The sequence below is a fragment of the Chlorobaculum tepidum TLS genome (assembly GCF_000006985.1).
Classification (GTDB): Bacteria; Bacteroidota; Chlorobiia; order Chlorobiales; family Chlorobiaceae; genus Chlorobaculum; species Chlorobaculum tepidum.
In genome coordinates this window covers 1,062,845-1,080,572 of sequence record NC_002932.3, presented here as the reverse complement: position 1 = coordinate 1,080,572, position 17,728 = coordinate 1,062,845, and the positions used below count along the sequence as shown (strand labels likewise).

11 protein-coding genes and 1 tRNA gene are annotated in these 17,728 nt (G+C 58.0%); 5 read left to right on the top strand and 7 right to left on the bottom strand.

Annotated features, from left to right (window positions below; all coding sequences use genetic code 11):
• Positions 1-22 precede the first annotated feature (22 nt).
• Positions 23-96, bottom strand: a tRNA-Cys gene (locus AYT24_RS05200).
• A gap of 149 nt (positions 97-245) precedes the next feature.
• Here AYT24_RS05200 and AYT24_RS05195 point away from each other — a divergent pair.
• The 4 genes from AYT24_RS05195 (at position 246) to AYT24_RS05180 (ending at position 7,551) form a co-directional block, all read left to right on the top strand.
• Positions 246-1,073 carry a nitroreductase family protein gene (locus tag AYT24_RS05195; protein WP_010932822.1) on the top strand — a complete coding sequence of 276 codons (828 nt, stop codon included), beginning with the start codon at positions 246-248 and terminating at the stop codon, positions 1,071-1,073.
• Positions 1,074-1,194: 121 nt separating this feature from the next.
• On the top strand, positions 1,195-2,397 hold the full coding sequence (locus tag AYT24_RS05190) for a DNA recombination protein RmuC (protein WP_164926993.1): 1,203 nt from the start codon (positions 1,195-1,197) through the stop codon (positions 2,395-2,397).
• 229 nt (positions 2,398-2,626) lie between these two features.
• Positions 2,627-3,886 carry an exonuclease SbcCD subunit D C-terminal domain-containing protein gene (locus AYT24_RS05185; RefSeq protein WP_010932820.1) on the top strand — a complete coding sequence of 420 codons (1,260 nt, stop codon included), beginning with the start codon at positions 2,627-2,629 and terminating at the stop codon, positions 3,884-3,886.
• Positions 3,883-7,551 (top strand): AAA family ATPase, encoded by a 3,669-nt coding sequence (locus tag AYT24_RS05180; protein WP_010932819.1) that lies wholly within the window; start codon positions 3,883-3,885, stop codon positions 7,549-7,551. Before AYT24_RS05185 ends, AYT24_RS05180 begins: the two co-directional genes overlap by 4 nt.
• A gap of 14 nt (positions 7,552-7,565) precedes the next feature.
• On the opposite strand, the gene AYT24_RS05175 is transcribed toward AYT24_RS05180, so the two are convergent.
• The 3 genes from AYT24_RS05175 to AYT24_RS05165 form a co-directional block, all read right to left on the bottom strand.
• The gene (locus AYT24_RS05175; protein WP_010932818.1) at positions 7,566-8,156 is read right to left on the bottom strand and encodes a YdcF family protein; all 591 of its coding nucleotides are present in this window, start codon (positions 8,154-8,156) and stop codon (positions 7,566-7,568) included.
• Positions 8,157-8,465: 309 nt separating this feature from the next.
• The gene (locus AYT24_RS05170; RefSeq protein WP_164926992.1) at positions 8,466-9,077 is read right to left on the bottom strand and encodes a C40 family peptidase; all 612 of its coding nucleotides are present in this window, start codon (positions 9,075-9,077) and stop codon (positions 8,466-8,468) included.
• Between the two features lie 75 nt (positions 9,078-9,152).
• Positions 9,153-11,402 carry a cation:proton antiporter gene (locus AYT24_RS05165; RefSeq protein ID WP_164926991.1) on the bottom strand — a complete coding sequence of 750 codons (2,250 nt, stop codon included), beginning with the start codon at positions 11,400-11,402 and terminating at the stop codon, positions 9,153-9,155.
• Positions 11,403-11,591: 189 nt separating this feature from the next.
• On the opposite strand from AYT24_RS05165, the gene AYT24_RS05160 reads away from it, so the two are divergent.
• Positions 11,592-12,428, top strand: coding sequence for an SDR family oxidoreductase (locus AYT24_RS05160; RefSeq protein WP_010932815.1), 837 nt, complete (start codon positions 11,592-11,594; stop codon positions 12,426-12,428).
• A gap of 79 nt (positions 12,429-12,507) precedes the next feature.
• Here the strand turns inward: AYT24_RS05160 and AYT24_RS05155 are convergent, their stop codons facing one another.
• The 3 genes from AYT24_RS05155 to AYT24_RS10620 form a co-directional block, all read right to left on the bottom strand.
• Entirely contained in the window at positions 12,508-12,873 is a 366-nt protein-coding gene (locus AYT24_RS05155; RefSeq protein ID WP_164926989.1) for a hypothetical protein, read from the bottom strand.
• 501 nt (positions 12,874-13,374) lie between these two features.
• Positions 13,375-17,040, bottom strand: a complete 3,666-nt coding sequence (locus AYT24_RS05150) for a DUF3683 domain-containing protein (RefSeq protein ID WP_164926988.1) — start codon at positions 17,038-17,040, stop codon at positions 13,375-13,377.
• Positions 17,041-17,074: 34 nt separating this feature from the next.
• Positions 17,075-17,203, bottom strand: a complete 129-nt coding sequence (locus AYT24_RS10620) for a hypothetical protein (RefSeq protein ID WP_264357663.1) — start codon at positions 17,201-17,203, stop codon at positions 17,075-17,077.
• Positions 17,204-17,728: the final 525 nt, after the last annotated feature.

Below are 17,728 nucleotides of genomic sequence, written 5' to 3'. Positions count from 1 at the left end.
GCGTCAAAGCAGGCTTTTCTATTGGAGGTGAAGAGCGGATTCGAACCGCTGTACGAGGTTTTGCAGACCTCTGCCTAGCCACTCGGCCACTTCACCAAAGCGAAGCTAAAGGTAAGAAAAAAATCGTTTTCCCAAAACAGCTCATGTTTTTTAGCCTCTTTGAATCGCGAGGCTGGCATTACAAGTCTGAAGCCCGTATCATTAAACAATAGTGTCATTTGTAAAAACACTGAACGACGAACGTTATGATCGATTTTAACGTTGACAGCGCGCGTTGTACACGGTGCGGGCAATGTGTGGCGGACTGCCCATCCCGGATTATCGTGATGGCAACGGGCGAATATCCCTCCATCGCGCCGGGCAAGGAGTTTTCCTGTTTGCGCTGTGAGCACTGCCTGGCTGTCTGTCCGGAGGCGGCCATTTCCATCCTCGGGTTCAGTCCGGACGGAAGTACACCGCTGAAGGGGAATCTTCCCGAAACAGACCAGCTCGAAACTCTGATCGCCGGTCGTCGCTCGGTGCGGCGCTACTGTCCGGAGAATCTTTCGCCGGAGTTGATCGACAAGCTGATTACGGTCGCATCCTGCGCGCCGACCGGCGTTAACGCGAGAAAGGTACGCTTCACCGTGCTCGATGACCGCGAGAAGACAGCCCATTTCCGTGACGAGGTGATGGAGAGGCTCGTGCGGTTGCTCGAAGAGGAGGCCCTGCCGGAATCGAAGGCGTACTACGCCCGCTTCGTAAAGGTATGGCAGAAGCACAAGATCGATCTTGTTTTCCGGGACGCGCCCCATCTGCTAATCGCCACGGCCCCGAAAAGCCTCTCCACACCGAGGCAGGATTGCGTGATCGCACTGACAACTTTCGAATTGTACGCGCAGGCTTGCGGCATCGGTACGCTCTGGAACGGTATCGCGACCTGGGCGATCGAAGAGATGCTACCTGAAATGCGCCAGCGCCTCGGCATTCCCGACGATCATGCGTTCGGCTATGCTATGCTTTTCGGTAAACCTGCGGTGAGATACGCCCGCACGGTTCAGCACCATCCGCCGGAGATTTATCGTGTGCCATAGTCTGGATTGTCCCTAAAGATGATGATTCGGCGATGTGCTTGAGGCATTGTTCTATGTTGTTGTGGAGGTTTTTTGCCGCGTCAGAGAAGTATCTCAATGCAAATTTCAACCCTGTTTTTTTATGATCTCAACCCTCGTCATCCTCCTGCTTATCATTCTTGTCGCCGTACTCGGCTTCCTGCTTCTGCGCAGTCAGCGGGAGTCGAACGCGCTTTCGGTCGAGAATGCCCGGTTGCAGGTGGAGGTAGAGCATGAGCGGGAACGGGCAGCGGCTTCGCTGGAGGCTCGGCGCTCCGATGAAGCGCGGTTGGAGGCGACGCTTGAGAATCTGGCGAACCGGATCGTGGAGGAGCGGGGGGCGGCGCTTTCGGAGCAGCACCGGCAGCGGCTCGACGGGCTTCTGGAGCCGTTCCGCTTGCAGCTCGACTCGTTCCGGCAGCGCATCGATGAGGTGCATCGCAGCGATACGGAGTTGTCGGCGCGGCTGCTTGAACAGGTGCGGCAGCTTCAGGAGCTGAACCATCAGGTGAGCGACGAGGCTAACAACCTTGCGCGGGCTATCAAGGGCGAGAGCAAGAAGCAGGGGGACTGGGGCGAGTTGATTATCGAGCGGCTCTTCGAGGCGTCGGGTCTCGTCAAAGGGCGCGAATACACCGTGCAGGAGAGCGACCGCACCGACGACGGGCGGCTCGTTCGCCCCGACTTCATGGTGCATCTGCCGGGCGAGAAGGCGGTGATCGTTGATGCGAAGGTGTCGCTGACCGCCTACGAGCGCTGGTGTAACGAGGAGCACGAGGCGCGCCGCAGCGAGGCGTTGCGCGAGCACGTGCAGTCGGTGCGGCGGCACGTGGCCGAGCTGGAACGCAAGGACTACGCGGCGCTCCGAGGCAACCGCACGCTCGACTTCGTCATCATGTGCATCCCGCTCGAGCCGGCCTACCAGGCGGCGATGCAGGCCGATCCGTCGCTCTTTTACGAGCTCGCCGGAAAGAACGTCGTTGTCACCGGCCCGGCGACGCTCATGATTACCCTCCGCCTGATCGCGCAAATCTGGCGGCGCGAAAACGAAAATCGCAACGCCGAACTGATCGCCGACAAAGCGGGCCGCATCTACGACCAGGTGGTGCTTGTTGCCGAAGCGATGATCGAAGCCCGCAAAAAGCTCGCTGGAGTATCCGACACCTTCGAGCTCGCCATGAAACGCCTCACCGAAGGCCGCGGCAACCTTGCCGGACGCGCCGAAGAGATTCGCAAACTCGGCGCGAAGGTGTCTAAAAAGCTGCCGCCGGAAATAACCACGCAGCAAGAGGACGAAGAGTCGTAGGAGCATGCCTGGCGCCTGTTTGTGGCTGGCTGGCATGGACAGCGTGGACGAACATTGCCGGACGCGAACTCTTTTGGTGTGGGTGTTATAAAGAACTTTACAAAGAAAAGTATTTACCTGATTGCAAGATTTGTCATAAAGACACCAGTTTTTGTTTTATCGCCGCTTGGCGCTCCCGGCGTCGCTGCCTACATTGTGCATTATCCATTATCAATTTTTCCATTATCTCTTGCCCCTACGCATTCTTCATACATCCGACTGGCATCTCGGGCGGTCGCTGTTCGGGCGGAGCCGCTTGCATGAGTTCGAGGCGTTTCTCGACTGGCTGGCCGGAACCGTCGAGTCGCGCGGCATCGAGCTGCTCGTCGTGGCGGGCGATATTTTCGACACCACCACGCCCGGCAACGCCACGCAGAAACTCTACTATCAATTCCTGAACCGCATCGCTCTCACGCCCGGATCGCCATGCCGCCACGTGGTCATCACGAGCGGCAACCACGATTCGCCCACCTTTCTCGACGCGCCGAAGGAGCTGCTTCGCGCCTTCGACGTGCATGTGCTCGGCGCGACGACCGGTGATCCGGCGGACGAGGTGCGGCTGCTCCGCGATCGGCAGGGAAGTCCCGAGGCGATTGTGTGCGCGGTGCCGTTCTTGCGGGATCGCGACATTCGCACGGTCGAGCCGGGGGAGAGTCTGGAGGACAAAATCCGCAAGCTCTCCGACGGCGTGTCGCTGCACTACGCCGAGGTGGCGCGGATCGCCGCTGAACGCCGTCGGAGTCTCGGTGCGGATATTCCGGTCATCGCGATGGGGCACCTCTTTACGGCGGGGTGTGTCACGGTTGAGGAGGATGGCGTGCGTGAAATTTACGCCGGAGCGCTCTCGATTGTCTGCTCGACCGCCTTTCCGCCTGTTTTCGACTACGTCGCCCTCGGCCACATGCACGTGCCGCAACGGGTCGATAAAACGGAACATATGCGCTACTGCGGCTCGCCGATTCCGATGGGATTTGGCGAGGCGAAGCAGCAAAAGCTGGTGCTTCAGGTTGATTTCGAAGGGCGCGAGCCAACCGTCACGGAGATCGAAGTTCCCTGTTTCCAGCCGCTCGAACGACTCGCCGGGAGCCTCGACGAACTGAGCGCCGCCATCGCTGCGTTGCGGTCGGCGGGCAGCAACGCCTGGCTGGAGATCGACTATCGCGGAGACGAAGCGCCCGCAACCGTGCAGGAGGCGATGGAACAGGCGGTCGCGGGATCGCTGCTCGAAATCCGGCGCATCCGCAACAACCGCCCGCTCCAGCAGGCGCTGCGACACTCCGCAGCGAACGAGACGCTCCAGCAGCTCGATCCCGAAGCGGTCTTCAACCGCTGCCTCGAAGCGTACGGCACCGACGAATCGCTCCGTCCCGCGCTCGTCGAGAGCTACCGCGAAGTGCTGCGCTCAATCCGCGAGGAGGACGTGATGGCCGAAAAGGAGGGGAAATCGTGATTATCCAGAAGCTTCGTTTCGCCAATCTGAATTCGTTGCAAGGGGAGTGGGAGATCGATTTCACCCGGCCCGAATATCTTTCGGACGGCCTCTTCGCCATCACCGGCCCGACCGGTTCGGGCAAGAGCACCATTCTCGACGCCATCTGCCTCGGGCTCTATGGCCAGACGCCGCGCCTGGGGCGGATCACCAAAAGCAGCAACGAAATCATGGCGCGCCACTCGGGCGACTGCTTCGCCGAAGTGACCTTCGCGACCGCCTCCGGCGCGTACCGCTGCCACTGGAGCCAGCATCGCTCCCGCCACAAACGCGGCGGCGAGTTGCAGTCCCAGAAGCACGAAATCTCGGACGCCGTGACTGGCGCGCTCATCCAGACAAAATTGCAGGAGACGTTGCAGGAGGTCGAGGCGCGAACCGGCATGGACTTCGATCGCTTCACCCGTTCGATGCTGCTCGCGCAGGGCGCGTTCACGGCGTTCCTGCAAGCTGATGCTGACCAGCGCGCGCCGGTGCTTGAACAGATCACGGGCACAAAGATTTACTCGGTGATTTCGATGAAGGTGCACGAGCGGCGGCGCGACGAGCTGGCGCGGCTCGAACGGCTCCAGCTCGAATGCGAGGGCATCCGGCTGCTCGGCGACGAGGAGCGCCGAGCGCTCGAAACCGAGCGTGCGGAGTGCATCGAAAAAGAGCGCGAGCTGAACGCCGGGGTAGAAACCGAATCGGCGGCTCAGCGCTGGTTGCAGGAGATTGCGCGTCTTGAAGCGGCGCTCGCGGCAATCGGCAGTGAAGCGGCGGCGCTCGACGCCGAGCGCGAGGCGTTCCGTACGGACGAGGAGCGGCTCAGGCTCGCCCGCAGCGCCGCCGCCGTCGAACCGCAGTACGCCGTTCTCAAGCTGAAACGGGCGCAGTTGCGGCGCGACAGCGAGGAACTTGCCGCGAAAGAGGCGGGGCGACCGAAGATGGAGCAAAGATGGCTGGAGGCGGAAGCGCAGCACGAAGCCACCGAAAAAGCGCTCGCTTCGGCGCAGGAGAGCGTCACCTCAGCCAGGCCGCTCATCGCGCAAGTACGTCAGCTCGACGCCGTGATCGAGGGCAAGCGGCAGGAGGCCGAGCGGCGGAAACGGGAGCTGGAGGCGCTCGAAGAGCGTCGCGGGCGGCTCGACGCCGAACGTGCGGCGGCTTCGGCAAGCGTTGAGTCGGCGCGGAACGGGTTGCAAAAGCTTCGCGCCTGGCAGACGGAGCACCACGCGGATGCCTCGCTTGTCGGTGCATTGTCGGGCATCCGGCACGCCTTCGACGAGCTGCACCCGGCAGCGGAGCGGGAGCGGGCCGTTGCGTCCGGCATCGCATCCGTTCAGCAAGCCATCGGTCAGTTGCGGGACGAGATCGCGAAAATAGAGCTGGAGTCGAAAGCGTCGCAAGCCGCATTCGACGAGGCCCGCAAGGCGCTCGACGAGCGCAAAGCGTCGTTCACCGCGCGGCTCGATGGCTCGACCCTGAAAGCGCTTCGCGTTGAGCTCGACCTTCTGCGCGACCGCCGCCACCTGCTTGAGGAGATTGTGGCGCTCTACAAGTCCGGCAAGGAGCTGCTGCCGAAAATCACTGAACTCGGTGCGAATATTGAGACGCTTGAAAGCGAGGAGGCTGACGCCACCCGAAAGCTCGAACACGCGCGTGAACTGCTGGCTCATGCTGAACGCGAGGCGGCGGCGCAGGAGAATCTCGCTCGGATGGCCGACCGGGTGCGCAGCCTCGAAGAGGAGCGTCGCCGCCTCGTCGCCGGTCAGCCCTGCCCCTTGTGCGGCTCGGAGCACCATCCCTATGTTGAAGAACAGGTGCTGCCGGAGAGCGACGAAGCGGCGCTCGACGTGGCGAAGCGAGCCGTGCAGGAGTATTCGCGCTCGGTTCGGGAGCTGGAGATCAGCGTCGCCGAGCGCCGGACGGAGATCGAACAGATGCGGCAGTGGCGCGACGACCTCGCCGCCATGCGCGAAACCTCCGGGCGGCAGTGCCTCGCGCTGCTCGAAAAGGCGGGTGTAGAAGCCCCGGCGAAGGAAGCGGAGCCGGTCGTGCTCGAAAATCTCGCGGAGAACAAGCGCAAGGTTGAGGAGCTTGCCGGACGCATCGAGCAGCTCGACGTGCTCGAACAGCGGATTCGCGACGATGAGGCCCGGTTGCAGCAGCTCAACGAAGCTGCGCGAAGCGACAAGCGGCGTCTCGAACAGGCCGTCGATCAGCAGCGCGTGAACCGCTTCGACCTCGACCGTCTCGAACGCGAGCGAGAAGCGGCGCAATGTGAACTCGCCGAGCGGCGGCAACTCTTGCGACGCCTCGTCGAACCGTACGGTGTTGCGGTTGGCGACGAAATTGCCGAGTCGCTCGTCGCGGAGCTGGAGGCGCGGCGCGATGCATGGCGGCGCGAGGAGGAGCGGGGCCGGAGTCTCGAAGAATCCTTGCGGATTGGCGAGGTGTCGCTGCGCAATGTCGCCGAGCAGATTGCGGCGCTCGACGCCGATCTCGCCATGCGGCGCGAGGAGGTCGAAGCGGCATTCGCCGGTGTCGAGACCAGCAAAAAAGAGCGGCGTGAATTGTTCGGCGAGAAGTTGCCCGATGCTGAAGAGGAGCGGCTCGAAAGCCTGGTGCAGGCGGCGCGTGACCGGCTTGCCGCTTCGTCGGAAAGGTTCAACGCCGCGCGGCAGGCGCTCGCCGTGCTCGACACCTCGATAGCCGAATTGCGCCGCGCCGTCGAAGAGGAGCGCGAGGAGGTCGAACGGCGCGAGGCGGAGTTCGGTGCAGCGCTTGCTGGAAAGGGATTTGCCGACGAGGCGGCGTTTGTCGCCGCTTGTCTGCCGGAGGCCGAGCGGGAGCGGCTCGAAAGCGCCGCGACCTCGCTGGAGCATCGCAAGCGCGACCTCGACCTCAAGCGCTCCGACCGCGAGGCGCGGCTGCGCGACGAACTTGAACGCCGCCTTACGACCTTATCCGCTGACGAGCTTGCGGTGCGGATTGGCGAGCTTCAGGCGCAGCTTCGCGACGTGCAAGGCCGCGTCGGGGCTATCGCGAGCCGGCTCGAAGCGCACCGGCAGGCAGCGGACGAGCATCGCTCGAAAATGGCGGCGGTCGAAGCGCAGAAAGCGGAGTGCCGTCGCTGGGAAATGTTGCACAGCCTCATCGGGTCGGCGGATGGCAAAAAGTTCCGCAACTTCGCGCAGGGCATCACGTTTGAGATCATGATCGCTCACGCCAACAAGCAGCTCATGCGCATGACCGATCGCTACGTGCTCTTGCACGACCTGTCGGGTGCGCTCGAACTCAGCGTGATCGACCAGTGGCAGGCGGGCGAGGTGCGCTCCACGCGCAATCTCTCCGGTGGCGAGAGTTTCATCGTCAGCCTCGCGCTCGCGCTTGGCCTGTCGCAGATGTCGAGCCGGAACGTCAGCGTCGATTCGCTCTTTCTCGATGAAGGGTTCGGCACGCTCGACGAGGAGGCGCTCGAAACAGCCCTGAAAACGCTCGGCACTCTCCAGCAGTCTGGCAAGCTGATCGGCATCATTTCGCACGTGCCCGCCCTGCGGGATCGCATCGCCACGCACATCAAAGTCACGCCGCTCACCGGAGGCCGGAGCGCTATCGAAGGACCCGGTGTCAGCGGCCCCAGGTGAGCCCGGTAATGGTCTCAGTAATAGGTCACCAGATAATAGATGTTCTTTTTGAGCTCGTTTATGACGAAGCGATAACTGATGGGGTTGCGCCACCAGAGGAGAGGATTCCACCACGAGGGTTCAGTGGCTACCAGTCTGAAACGCTTGTTTGTGCCTGCAAACGCCTTTTTCCATGTTTTGTTGAGGCGAAGCATATGCGGTGGATCGCTGACCACGAGCGCACTTTTCCACCCGTTTTTATCCATCAGATCAGAGGTGTTTTCAGCCTCCTCCCAGCTTGTTTCCGACCAGGTATCGACGATGATGTGTTTTCTCGGTACGCCACGTGCCATGAGCTTGCGTTCACGCCAGTTGGGATGATTCGGGCGGTAATAGCGGCTGTCAATGCCGGTCAGCAGAACATGTTTTGCATAGCCTGCCTTGTAAAGATCGCCTCCTTTGCTGACCCGCAGTCCGTCGTCGCCCCCAAGAATCACGATTATGTCAGCCTTTTCAGGCTTTGTTGAGTGCATCGACACGAGAAACCCGAGGCCAAGATACAGCGAGGCGCACAGCGCGCTGGAAATCAGAAAGAAAAGCAGAGAGATTTTCAGAAATATTTTCATGGCACAGGCTGGCGGAATTCGGGGTTCATGCCGTTATCGATTATCAGAGAATAAACTTGAGGCCTTAACAGTGCCAGGTTGTTACAATGAGTGGGGAGTCATTTTCTTTTGCCTGGAATCATTCGACATTTCCGCTGGTTCAACACCGGTCTGTACTGTTTGGAGAGAATATACGTAATTCAGTAGAATGAAGCGCCTCAGGTTGACAGATGCCGTATGCGTCAAGTTCAACCATAACGTCTCTGTGCAAGAGCTGAAACGTTCAGCTTAGGCGTTTTGCCTGACTGGGGAGTGCTTTGCGGATGGAAATCAGGAGGGGGAGTTGCCGTTGTTTGATTCGTCGAACAGGTTGTTGAAGTCGTCAGGAATACGATTGCCCTGAATGTCAAGAATGCGGACACCGGTGGCGAAGCGTTTGCTGTAGTAGCTTTCGTTAAGGGTGTCGCGGGTGATGCCTTTTGAGAGGGAGGAGTGAACGAAGGTGTCGTTACCGACGAAAATGCCTACGTGGTTGATGCGGTCTTCTGCGTTCTTGAAAAATACGAGGTCGCCGGGCCGGAGTTCGTTGCGATCTATTCTTGTGCCTATCGTTGCCATTTCACGTGACGAGCGAGGCAGATTGACGTTGAATTCTTTATTGAACATGAACCTGACAAAGCCCGAACAATCGAAACCTGACGGCGTGTCTCCGCCGAAACGGTAACGGATGCCAAGGTACTGCTTGACTTCGGTGAAAAGATTCTTGAGTTTTTCTGATGGATTGATACTACAGGCTGACGGCGCGGTGCTGGTTGCTCCGGTTGCCTCTTCGGCAGCCATGAGCGAGGGGGAGTGGAGAATCAAAGAGGCCGCAATGGTGGCGCAAACCATGAGACTTTTCAGAACCCGAAGGTCTGGACGGGATTGCTGCTCTTTTCGCATAGGCACTGTGGATCGCCGCGTTAAGCGGTATTTGACGGTGTTAACGTAACGCTTTGTTTTTTAAAACTTTGCAGTTTATGGTTCTTTTCGGGAAAATCCAAATCTTTTTGGTGTTGCTGCCGTTTTTCCCCGAGCTTTTTTTCTGATTTGTAACTGATTCTTTTTCATGAACCCGGATATTTCTTCTCTTATTTTTCGGATGGTCGATGCTCCGAACGGGAAGGATTTCGGGGCGACCACGTCGGCATACTCCTCTTCGATGATGGCGGAATCGAACTGTTCCGGATAGATCATGATTTTGCTGATGTCTTTCACATGCTTTTCAAGTTGTTCAGGCACGAGATCGAAAAAGGGTTTGTAAGAGATGGACTCCCTGCGGGCGCAGACAAACGTGACAATGTCGTCTTCCCTGAAGTGAAGTTTTCGACTGGCGATATCCTCCCATTCACGGAAGTTTTTGAACACTTCGTACAGAACAGGAGAGGTTGAATGGCTGGTTTTCAATGTTTCGATGATGGCCAGCCGGCTTTTCCTGTCGCAATGGAAAAGCAGTGGAATGGTTAATTCCTGTGACAGGCGACTCATTTTGCGCAGCCATTGCCCGAATCCTTTCTCTTTTTCGGCGAAAGGCGGGCAGATAACCACGATTCGCCGATGTATGGCCAGGGGGCGTGTGAGATGACAGATCATGGTGGTTTTGCAGGTACACTCCACGATGCTCTCAGTGGCGTCGTTGATCATCCGGCCGAGGAAGCCCTGGCGACTTGGCCAGTCGAAGATAATCAGGTTTGACTGGGATTCCTTGACTGCTCTGCTGATACCGCTGCAGATATTGTAGTCGATAGTTGCAACGATGTTGAGGCTGGTGTCGAACGAGGCCGCAAAATCGACTGTTGGCGCCAGCTCTTTTTTGGCTTTTTTCACGTTCAGTTCAGCTTCATGATCATTGGGCACGACGGTCAGGATGGTCAGCGGATTGAGGGAGCGCTTTTCCCTGATCATTACGGCCAGCTCCAGCACCCGTTCGGAGGGCTTGTTTTCTGCGATCGGTAACAGGATCTGCTCGTCGGCGTCACCCTGTGCGTGCTCTTTTTCAGGTGCGGCGTCGTTCTCTTCAAGCACGATCTCCTTGGCTGCCTTTTCCGTAACCAGCGAACTGACGATGCAGGTGACGAGAATGAGGATAATGATGGCGTTGAGGATGTTAAGGTCGAGGATGCGTGCACGGTAGCCAACCAGTGCGATGGCGATGGTTGCGGCGGCGCGGGAGCTGCTCAGGCCGAAGATAAGCCGCCGGTGAGCGGCGGAATAGCCGAAAATTTTCTGGGTAGAGAGCGCCGCGAGCCATTTTCCTGCTAGTGCCACGAAGGTCAAAAGGGCGGCGATGATCAGGGCTATCGGGCTGCTCAGGATGATCCTCAGGTCCACCAGCATTCCCACGCTTATGAGGAAGAATGGTATGAAGAGCGAGTTTCCGATGAACTCGATGCGGTTCATCAGGGCTGAAGAGCCTGGAATGAGAGGGTTGAGCGCGAGGCCAGCCGCAAAAGCTCCCACAATTGGTTCCAGTCCTGCAGCTTTTGCGAGGAAAGCTGAAAAGAAAAGCGCCGCCAGAACAAAGATGTAGTGGGCGTGTTTTTCGTTTTCGAGCTTGGTGAAAAACCAGCGGGCGATGGCGGGCAGTACGATGAACACGATCGCCGAAAAGAGTGTGAGCGCGATGACGAGGTGCAGCCAGAACTCATGATTGATGTCGCCCCGGCTATAGCCTATAATGACCGCCAGGAGGATCAGCACAGCAGTATCGCTCAGGATCGTTCCTGCTACCGTGATGGCAACCGTCCGGTTTTTCGAGATTCCCATCCGGCTCACAACAGGGTAGGCTACCAATGTGTGCGTCGCGAACATGCTGGCCGTCAGAAGACTGGTGCTCATTGGATAGTTCAGCAGGTAGCGGCAGACCGGATAGCCGAGGACGATGGGAATGCTGAAGGTCAGCAGTCCGAACAGGGCGCTTTTGTACCGGTTTTTCCTGAAATCGTTGACATCGAGTTCGAGACCGGCGATTAAGAGAATGTAGAGCAGGCCAATGGTCGAGAAAAGCTCGACTGCCGAGCTTTTTTCAAGAAGATTCAGGCTGTGCGGCCCGATAAGCACGCCAGAGAGAATCAGGCCGACCGTGCCGGGAATGTTGAATCTTTTGGAAACAATCGGGGCGAGCAGGATAATGAACAGCACGAGCGAAAAGACCAGCACCGGATTGGTCAACGGTAGCCGGAATTCCTCGAGAAACTGATGGTAATAGGATTCCATAGGCTTGTTCATGCTTCTGGTTTGGTCGTCTCTGACCACAGGGGGCAGGATAGAATGTAAACAATTTGGCGCTGCTGCGGCCAGACACTCTTTCAGGATTCTCGCTTCAGTCTTCATCGCCCGGTATTCGCTGAATGAGCGATTGAATGCTTAAATTGTTAAAAAATCTCTTGTGAACAGCATGATTGTCTATTGAAAAGCATGCGGAAATCTCTGGGCGTGGTTATTACTGGCGGGAGTGCCGGGCTCGGGCTGGCAATGGCGCGGGAGTTTTTGCGGGCTGGTGATCGCGTCGTGATCTGCTCCCGCCGCGAATCAAATCTGAAATCGGCCTTGCAGATGCTTGGCAGTGATGTCCCGGACCGTAATGTTTATGGTATGGTCTGCGATGTATCGCTTCCCGCTCAGGCCGCAGACTTTGCTGCTTTTGCTGCCGCAAAACTCGGAATCATCGACCGTTGGATCAACAATGCAGGTACGGCGGGGCGGAAGCGCCGACCGCTCTGGGAACTTGATCTCTCCGACATCGACGAGACCTGCCGCACCAATCTTTCCGGTAGCATGATGCTTTGCGCTGAAGCGCTGCGCGTTATGCTTCGCCAGCCAGCGAGTGCTGACGAGCCGCTTTATCATCTGTTCAACATGGGATTTTCATCGGCGGGCCTCCGTTCATCGCCTACCTCCGTGCCGCATCGGGCATCCAAACGGGCGGTGGCGATCATGAGCAAACTGCTTCGCCAGGAGCTCGAAGCCGCAGGTATCCGTTCAGTCGGTATTCACGAGCTGAGTCCCGGACTGGTGCTGACCGATCTGTTGCTCCGCGACGCTACGCCTGCTCAGAAGCGCTTTTTCAACGCGATGGCCGAAACTTCGGAAACCGTTGCGGCAACGCTGGTGCCAGCAATCAGGGCCATCACCGGACGAGGCAGCACGTTGCGCTACCAGCCGGTGCTTTTCATGTTTGCAAAGCTGGCGGCGTCGGCGTTTGGTTATCGCAAGGAGCGCTTTTTTGACAGCGAAGGGAAACCCTGGGGATAGGTCTTGTAGAACTTATCGGTCGAAGCGGAAAGAGTGAAGGGCGGAAACCCGGATTCGCCCTTGAAATTCAAAATCCTCCTTACGCCGCAATCCACTGCACGGCGCTATCGACATCTTCGAACAGATCAACGCGGGGAGCTCCCTTCTGGCTGCCGCCGCTATGGAACAGGCCTGTGACGGCGTTTTGGAGTCCGTTCTGCAAGACGATGGCAACCTTGTTTTTTCTGTTCTTCAGGTTCAGCTTCTGGACGATTGGCATGACCGAAGAGATGGTTGCCAGTGACAGGCTGGTTTCGTCGTCTCCCTTGAAAATCCAGATACGGCTCTTGTCGCCGAAACCCGGAAGGGCAGTGATGCGAAGGAAGGCGTCGAGAAGTTCCGAAAAACTGACCGAGCCGGTAAAGGTGACGGCGATGTATTTCGATTCATTGGTGATTCTGTACATGGTCGTAGGTTTTTCGTTTTGTGATAATCTTTATAAAAAGATACTCAATAAGTGTGCCAATGATTTTGATTTTTATGTAACACTCCTTGTGTAGTTGTGCTCTTTGCTATCTATTTTATTAAAATAGAATGCTTTACTTGATGTTGGATGGATTCGGAAAATTTTCAGGGAAAAAGATTCGGGACACTCGATGTAGAAGAAGGATGACGATAGCTACAAATATGTAACAAATTTTTCTTTCCAGGGGCGCTTATGATTCCAGTAACAATAGAGAGTTCAATCCACCACAGGAAGAGATTCTGTTAACTTTTTTTTACTTGGCGTTGGTCATAATCGTCTGATTGAAACTCAGTGGTATCTTGCTTGTTCTTCATTTTTGTAGAAAATTGGTGATGTTTGAATGCGTCGTACCGTGACAGAAACGGGCTTCCCGTGATGCCGGAAGCAGAAAGGGCGGGCTTGAGTGCCCGCCCTTTCAATTCATCATTCGACATTGTTCATTTAGAACATCACCGCTTGGGCCTTTGCTGCCTGGACGAGGAAGCGCTCCATCCAGTCGGGGCCGGAGTGTTTTTCAGCAAGCGCCACGGCGATGTGCTTGGGCTCGATGCCCATGTCGCGGTTGCGCCCGAGGCCCTGCACGCACGATGGGCAGTTGGTCAGTATCGTTGCGGTCGCTTCGCCGTGCATCGATTCCTTGAGCGCTTCGCGTTTGCGATGCAGCATCGAATCGGTGATGTCTGGGCGTGAGAGCGCCAGCGTGCCCGCTTCCGAGCAGCAGTGCGGTACATTGGTCACCTTGCCGAATCCGCCGACATCGCGCAACAGGTCGCAGGCCTTGCCTTTCAGCGAGTCGTGGCAGGGGGCGTGGTAGAGGCTCTGTGTCGAACCGCCGTCTACCCGCATTCCTTTTTCGTAAGCATACCGTGACACATCGACGATCCGGTTGCCGAAGAGCTTTGGGGCATCCATGACTTCAAGTCCCTCCATGCAGGTGCCGCAGGAGATCACACAGGCGTCGAAATCCAGATAGGAGAACATCTCGCGAATCTGGCTGAACATCACTGTGTTGCGCAGCACGATCGAGGTGTACGCCTCCTCTTTGGCGTTGACGTTCAGCGGGAAACCGCAGCAGAGGAAGGGTGGCGGCAGCACCACGCGCGTGCCGGTTTCGAGCAGAATGTGGATCGCGGCCATCGAGATGGTCGAGTGCAGCCGCTCCGAGCCGCAGCCGGGGAAGTAGAAGACCGTCGAGGTCGCCTCTTTGCTGGTCGGTTCAAAAACGAGCACCTGGTCGCTGTCGCAGGGCGGCAGCACGTCGCGCAGTGTTTTTTCGGGCACCGGCGGCACGGACGAGCGCAACAGCCGCAGCGGCGGGATGACGCTCTGCGCATCCCTGGACGCCTGCAACGGGGCGGTTATTTTCGTGCCAGCCCGCTGGGCGGCGCCGCCAAACCTCAGCACCGCGTTGCGGAACATCTTGTTGTAGAACGGCGAGCGGTTGGCCAGGTAGTTCAGCGTCATCTTGGTGATGGGGGGTGAATTCTTGAAGCCGCGCGCAGAGAGAATCTCCCGTTCGAGAATCGACACCTCGCCCGAATCGATGTCCACCGGGCAGGGTTTCAGGCACTTGTGGCAGATGGTGCAGTGATCCGAGACCTCCTCCAGCCACTGCAACAGCTTGAAATCGGTCGAGCGTTCACGCTGGGCGTCGTAGAGCAGCGCCTCGATGAGCGAGCCGATGGCGAGGTTCTTGTTGCGCGGATGGTAGAACATGCCGCGCGCCGGGTAATAGACGCAGCAGTCCGGCTTGCACTTGCCGCAGCGAATGCAGTAGTCCACCTTCTTCGAGAGCGCTTCGAGCTTGCCGCGCTTGAGGATGTGCGCTTCCAGCTCCAGCAGGTTGAACGACGGGGTGAAGATGTGGTTCAGCGCCTCGTAATCCTCCAGCTTGCCGGGGTTCATGATGCCGTCCGGATCGACCTCGCGGCGATAGGCGGTCAGCTCGTCGATGCGTGCTTTGTCCATGTACTTCAGCTTTGTGACGCCGATGCCGTGTTCGCCGGAAACGACGCCGCCAAGCGAAATCACCTTTTCCATTACCTTGTCGATGACGTGATCCGCGCGCTCGAGCATCGGGCGGTCGTTCGAGAGCACCGGCACGTTCACGTGCACGTTGCCGTCGCCGGCGTGCATGTGGGTGGCCAGCACGATGCGCCGGTCGCGCACATACTTGAAATCCGCTTCGATGGCGTCGAGCGTTTTCGGATAGCCGCGGAAGAGCTGGTTCAGCTCGGTGCGGAACTCCTGCAAAAGCGTCAGCGAGCGCAACAGCAGGGGATCGGCGGCTTCGAGGCGATTGCGAATCAGATCGCACAGGCCGAGTCCCGCCGGAATCTTCGCCTCGAATGGCGTGAGGCTCTCCGGATTGCTGCTTTCGCGCAGCATCGCGTCAATCCGTTCAACATACTGCAATTGCGAATAGCGCTCCTCCTCGACGTTCATATCGTCAATGAAACGGGCGAACACCGCGAGCTGGTCGATGGGAATGACGATATCCTCGTTCAGCTTGAAGGCGTTGGTGCGCCGGGCAATCGCGCCGAGCTTCTTGCGATCCTGCCAGAAGAGAATGCTCTCGGCCTGGTCTCGTGCCACGAACATCAGCGTGTTCGGATGCTTTTCGAGCAGGGCTCGAACGCGTTCCACACCCGCTTCGACCTCGGCTTCCGTATGCCCGGCGATGTCGATCAGCAGTACCGCTTTGGGCGTCTGCGGGCGGGAGGCCTTCACCTTGTAGTCGATGGCGCGGATGTACTCGTCGTCGAAGTGCTCTAGCGCGAGCAGCGTTTCGTGCTCGACATTCTGGTATGGAAACGCCTTCGACAGCTCGACGATTACGCGGCTTGCCTCGTCCATGTCAGGGCCGAAGAACTCCAGGCAGAGCGTGCGTTTTTCTTCATACTTCGGATAGAGCACAAAGACTGCCGAGGTGATGACGCCGTCGGTGCCCTCCTTCTGCAATCCCGGTACACCGCCGAGCGCCTTGTTGGTGATGTCCTTCCATAGGCCCTGCTTGCGGATTTCCGTGCCGCGCAGGATGATGCGCTTCAAGGGAGCGCCATGCTGGTCCAGCACCTCGTAGGTCACGGTGTCCTCGGGCAGAATCTTGCGAAGCTGATGGTCGGTGCGTCGCACCGTCCAGAGCTTGCCGCCCGGCATGGCGATCTTCCATTCGAGCAGATTGTCGATGCAGGTGCCCCAGCGCACGGCCATTTTGCCGCCCGCGTTCTCGGCGATGTTGCCGCCGATGGTGCAGGCCCATTCGCTGGTCGGGTCGGTGGCGAACACCAGCCCGTGCTCGTCGGCGTAGTGCATGGCTGTTTCGGTGATGACACCCGCCTCGACCTCGATAACGCTGCCGGTCACCGTGTGGCTATCTTTCAAGTGGAAGGTTCGTTCGGTGATGCCGCGCACATGGTTCAGCTTCTCGGTGTTGATTATGACGCAGTCCGAGCGCAGCGGCACCGCGCCGCCGGTGAGGCCGGTGCCCGCGCCGCGCGGAATGACGCGCAGCCCGAGCTTCGCGATCGCCGCAATCAGTGGCGCCACCTGCGCCTCGTCGTCCGGCGTCACCACGGCTACAGGAAGGTACAAGCGCCAGTCGGTGGCGTCGGTTGCGTGGGCGACAATCGAAAAGGGGTCGTACAGGACGTTCTTGGCCCCGACGATGGGCGCGAGCTCCTTTTTGAGCTTGCGCCGGAACTCCGGCAGCCGCTCGATCTCCGCACGGAACTTCTCCAGCTTCGCGCGAAGGGTCTCGACAATCGCCAGCACTCGCGGCTCACCGTTGGCCGACGACTGGATGGTCTCAATATCCTTCCGGGCGTGCTCGAAAATCCTGTTGCGCCGGTGCTCCGAACCGATCAGCTCCTGAAGCAGATAGGGGTTGCGGCCATGAATAAGAATATCGCCGAAAAGCTGCATCAGCAGGCGAGCCGAACGTCCGGTCACCCGGAGATCGCGCAGCTCCTCGATCTGCCGGACAACCTCTTCGCCAAGGATGAACGAAATCGCCTGGCGGTCGCTTGCTGAAGTGTAGTTATAAGGTATCTCGCGCTTGACGGCAGGAACTGCCCGCGCGGCAACAGGCTCTTTATTGACAGTCATAGGTATTCAATACTGGAGAAAAAATATTCATGCTTTATTCGGAATCTCGTCCGGCAGGAAGCCACAAGTAGGTAAAGACGATAAAGATTCCGGACTCTTGCGCTCTTTCGTCCGGCGCGATCATCGCCGACGATCCGGCGGCTCCAACTGACAGTAAGGTCATACAAATGAACAGCTTGTCAATTAATATAACGAAACTCCTCATAACTCGTTGACAAACCGTTACCAACCCTCGCAGCCACTTTCACGATGAGGCTGAAAAGAGCCTTTTTTCAAGGATAGTTGAGAAATATTAACACACTTAACGAAATCCGTCCCGAGAACATTCCCCAGCCTGAATTTTCCTTGCGATTTCAATTGCCTGCTTTTTCAACCAGACGCCTGTTGCATACTGTTTCTTGTTGCTTGTAAATGGCGTAACCATTCGGTATTATGACAAAATGCTGATGTTCGTGGCATGACGCTTGTCAACGTTCACCTAACCCCTCGTTTAGCTACCAGCATTTCCCTCATGAGTCGCAGTTCTAAAAATTCTTGGGCGGTTCCTTATTCGGCCGGAAAGAGAACCGTGTCAGCAAGAAGACTCTTTCCCCTTTTCAATCATCAGCTTCTCAATTTCAAATATCCAGCTCGTTGGTGCAGACACGGGTTGTGTGGTGCTCAGAAATATCAATTCAAATCGGAAGAG

Excerpts from the sequence above, each read along its gene's own strand:
- AYT24_RS05195 (WP_010932822.1), top strand. The coding sequence starts at position 246 with ATGATCGATTTTAACGTTGACAGCGCGCGTTGTACACGGTGCGGGCAA.
- AYT24_RS05190 (WP_164926993.1), top strand. The coding sequence starts at position 1,195 with ATGATCTCAACCCTCGTCATCCTCCTGCTTATCATTCTTGTCGCCGTA.
- AYT24_RS05175 (WP_010932818.1), bottom strand. The coding sequence starts at position 8,156 with ATGAAAATATTTCTGAAAATCTCTCTGCTTTTCTTTCTGATTTCCAGC.
- AYT24_RS05170 (WP_164926992.1), bottom strand. The coding sequence starts at position 9,077 with ATGCGAAAAGAGCAGCAATCCCGTCCAGACCTTCGGGTTCTGAAAAGT.
- AYT24_RS05165 (WP_164926991.1), bottom strand. The coding sequence starts at position 11,402 with ATGAACAAGCCTATGGAATCCTATTACCATCAGTTTCTCGAGGAATTC.
- AYT24_RS05160 (WP_010932815.1), top strand. The coding sequence starts at position 11,592 with ATGCGGAAATCTCTGGGCGTGGTTATTACTGGCGGGAGTGCCGGGCTC.
- AYT24_RS05155 (WP_164926989.1), bottom strand. The coding sequence starts at position 12,873 with ATGTACAGAATCACCAATGAATCGAAATACATCGCCGTCACCTTTACC.
- AYT24_RS05150 (WP_164926988.1), bottom strand. The coding sequence starts at position 17,040 with ATGACTGTCAATAAAGAGCCTGTTGCCGCGCGGGCAGTTCCTGCCGTC.
- AYT24_RS10620 (WP_264357663.1), bottom strand. The coding sequence starts at position 17,203 with ATGACCTTACTGTCAGTTGGAGCCGCCGGATCGTCGGCGATGATCGCG.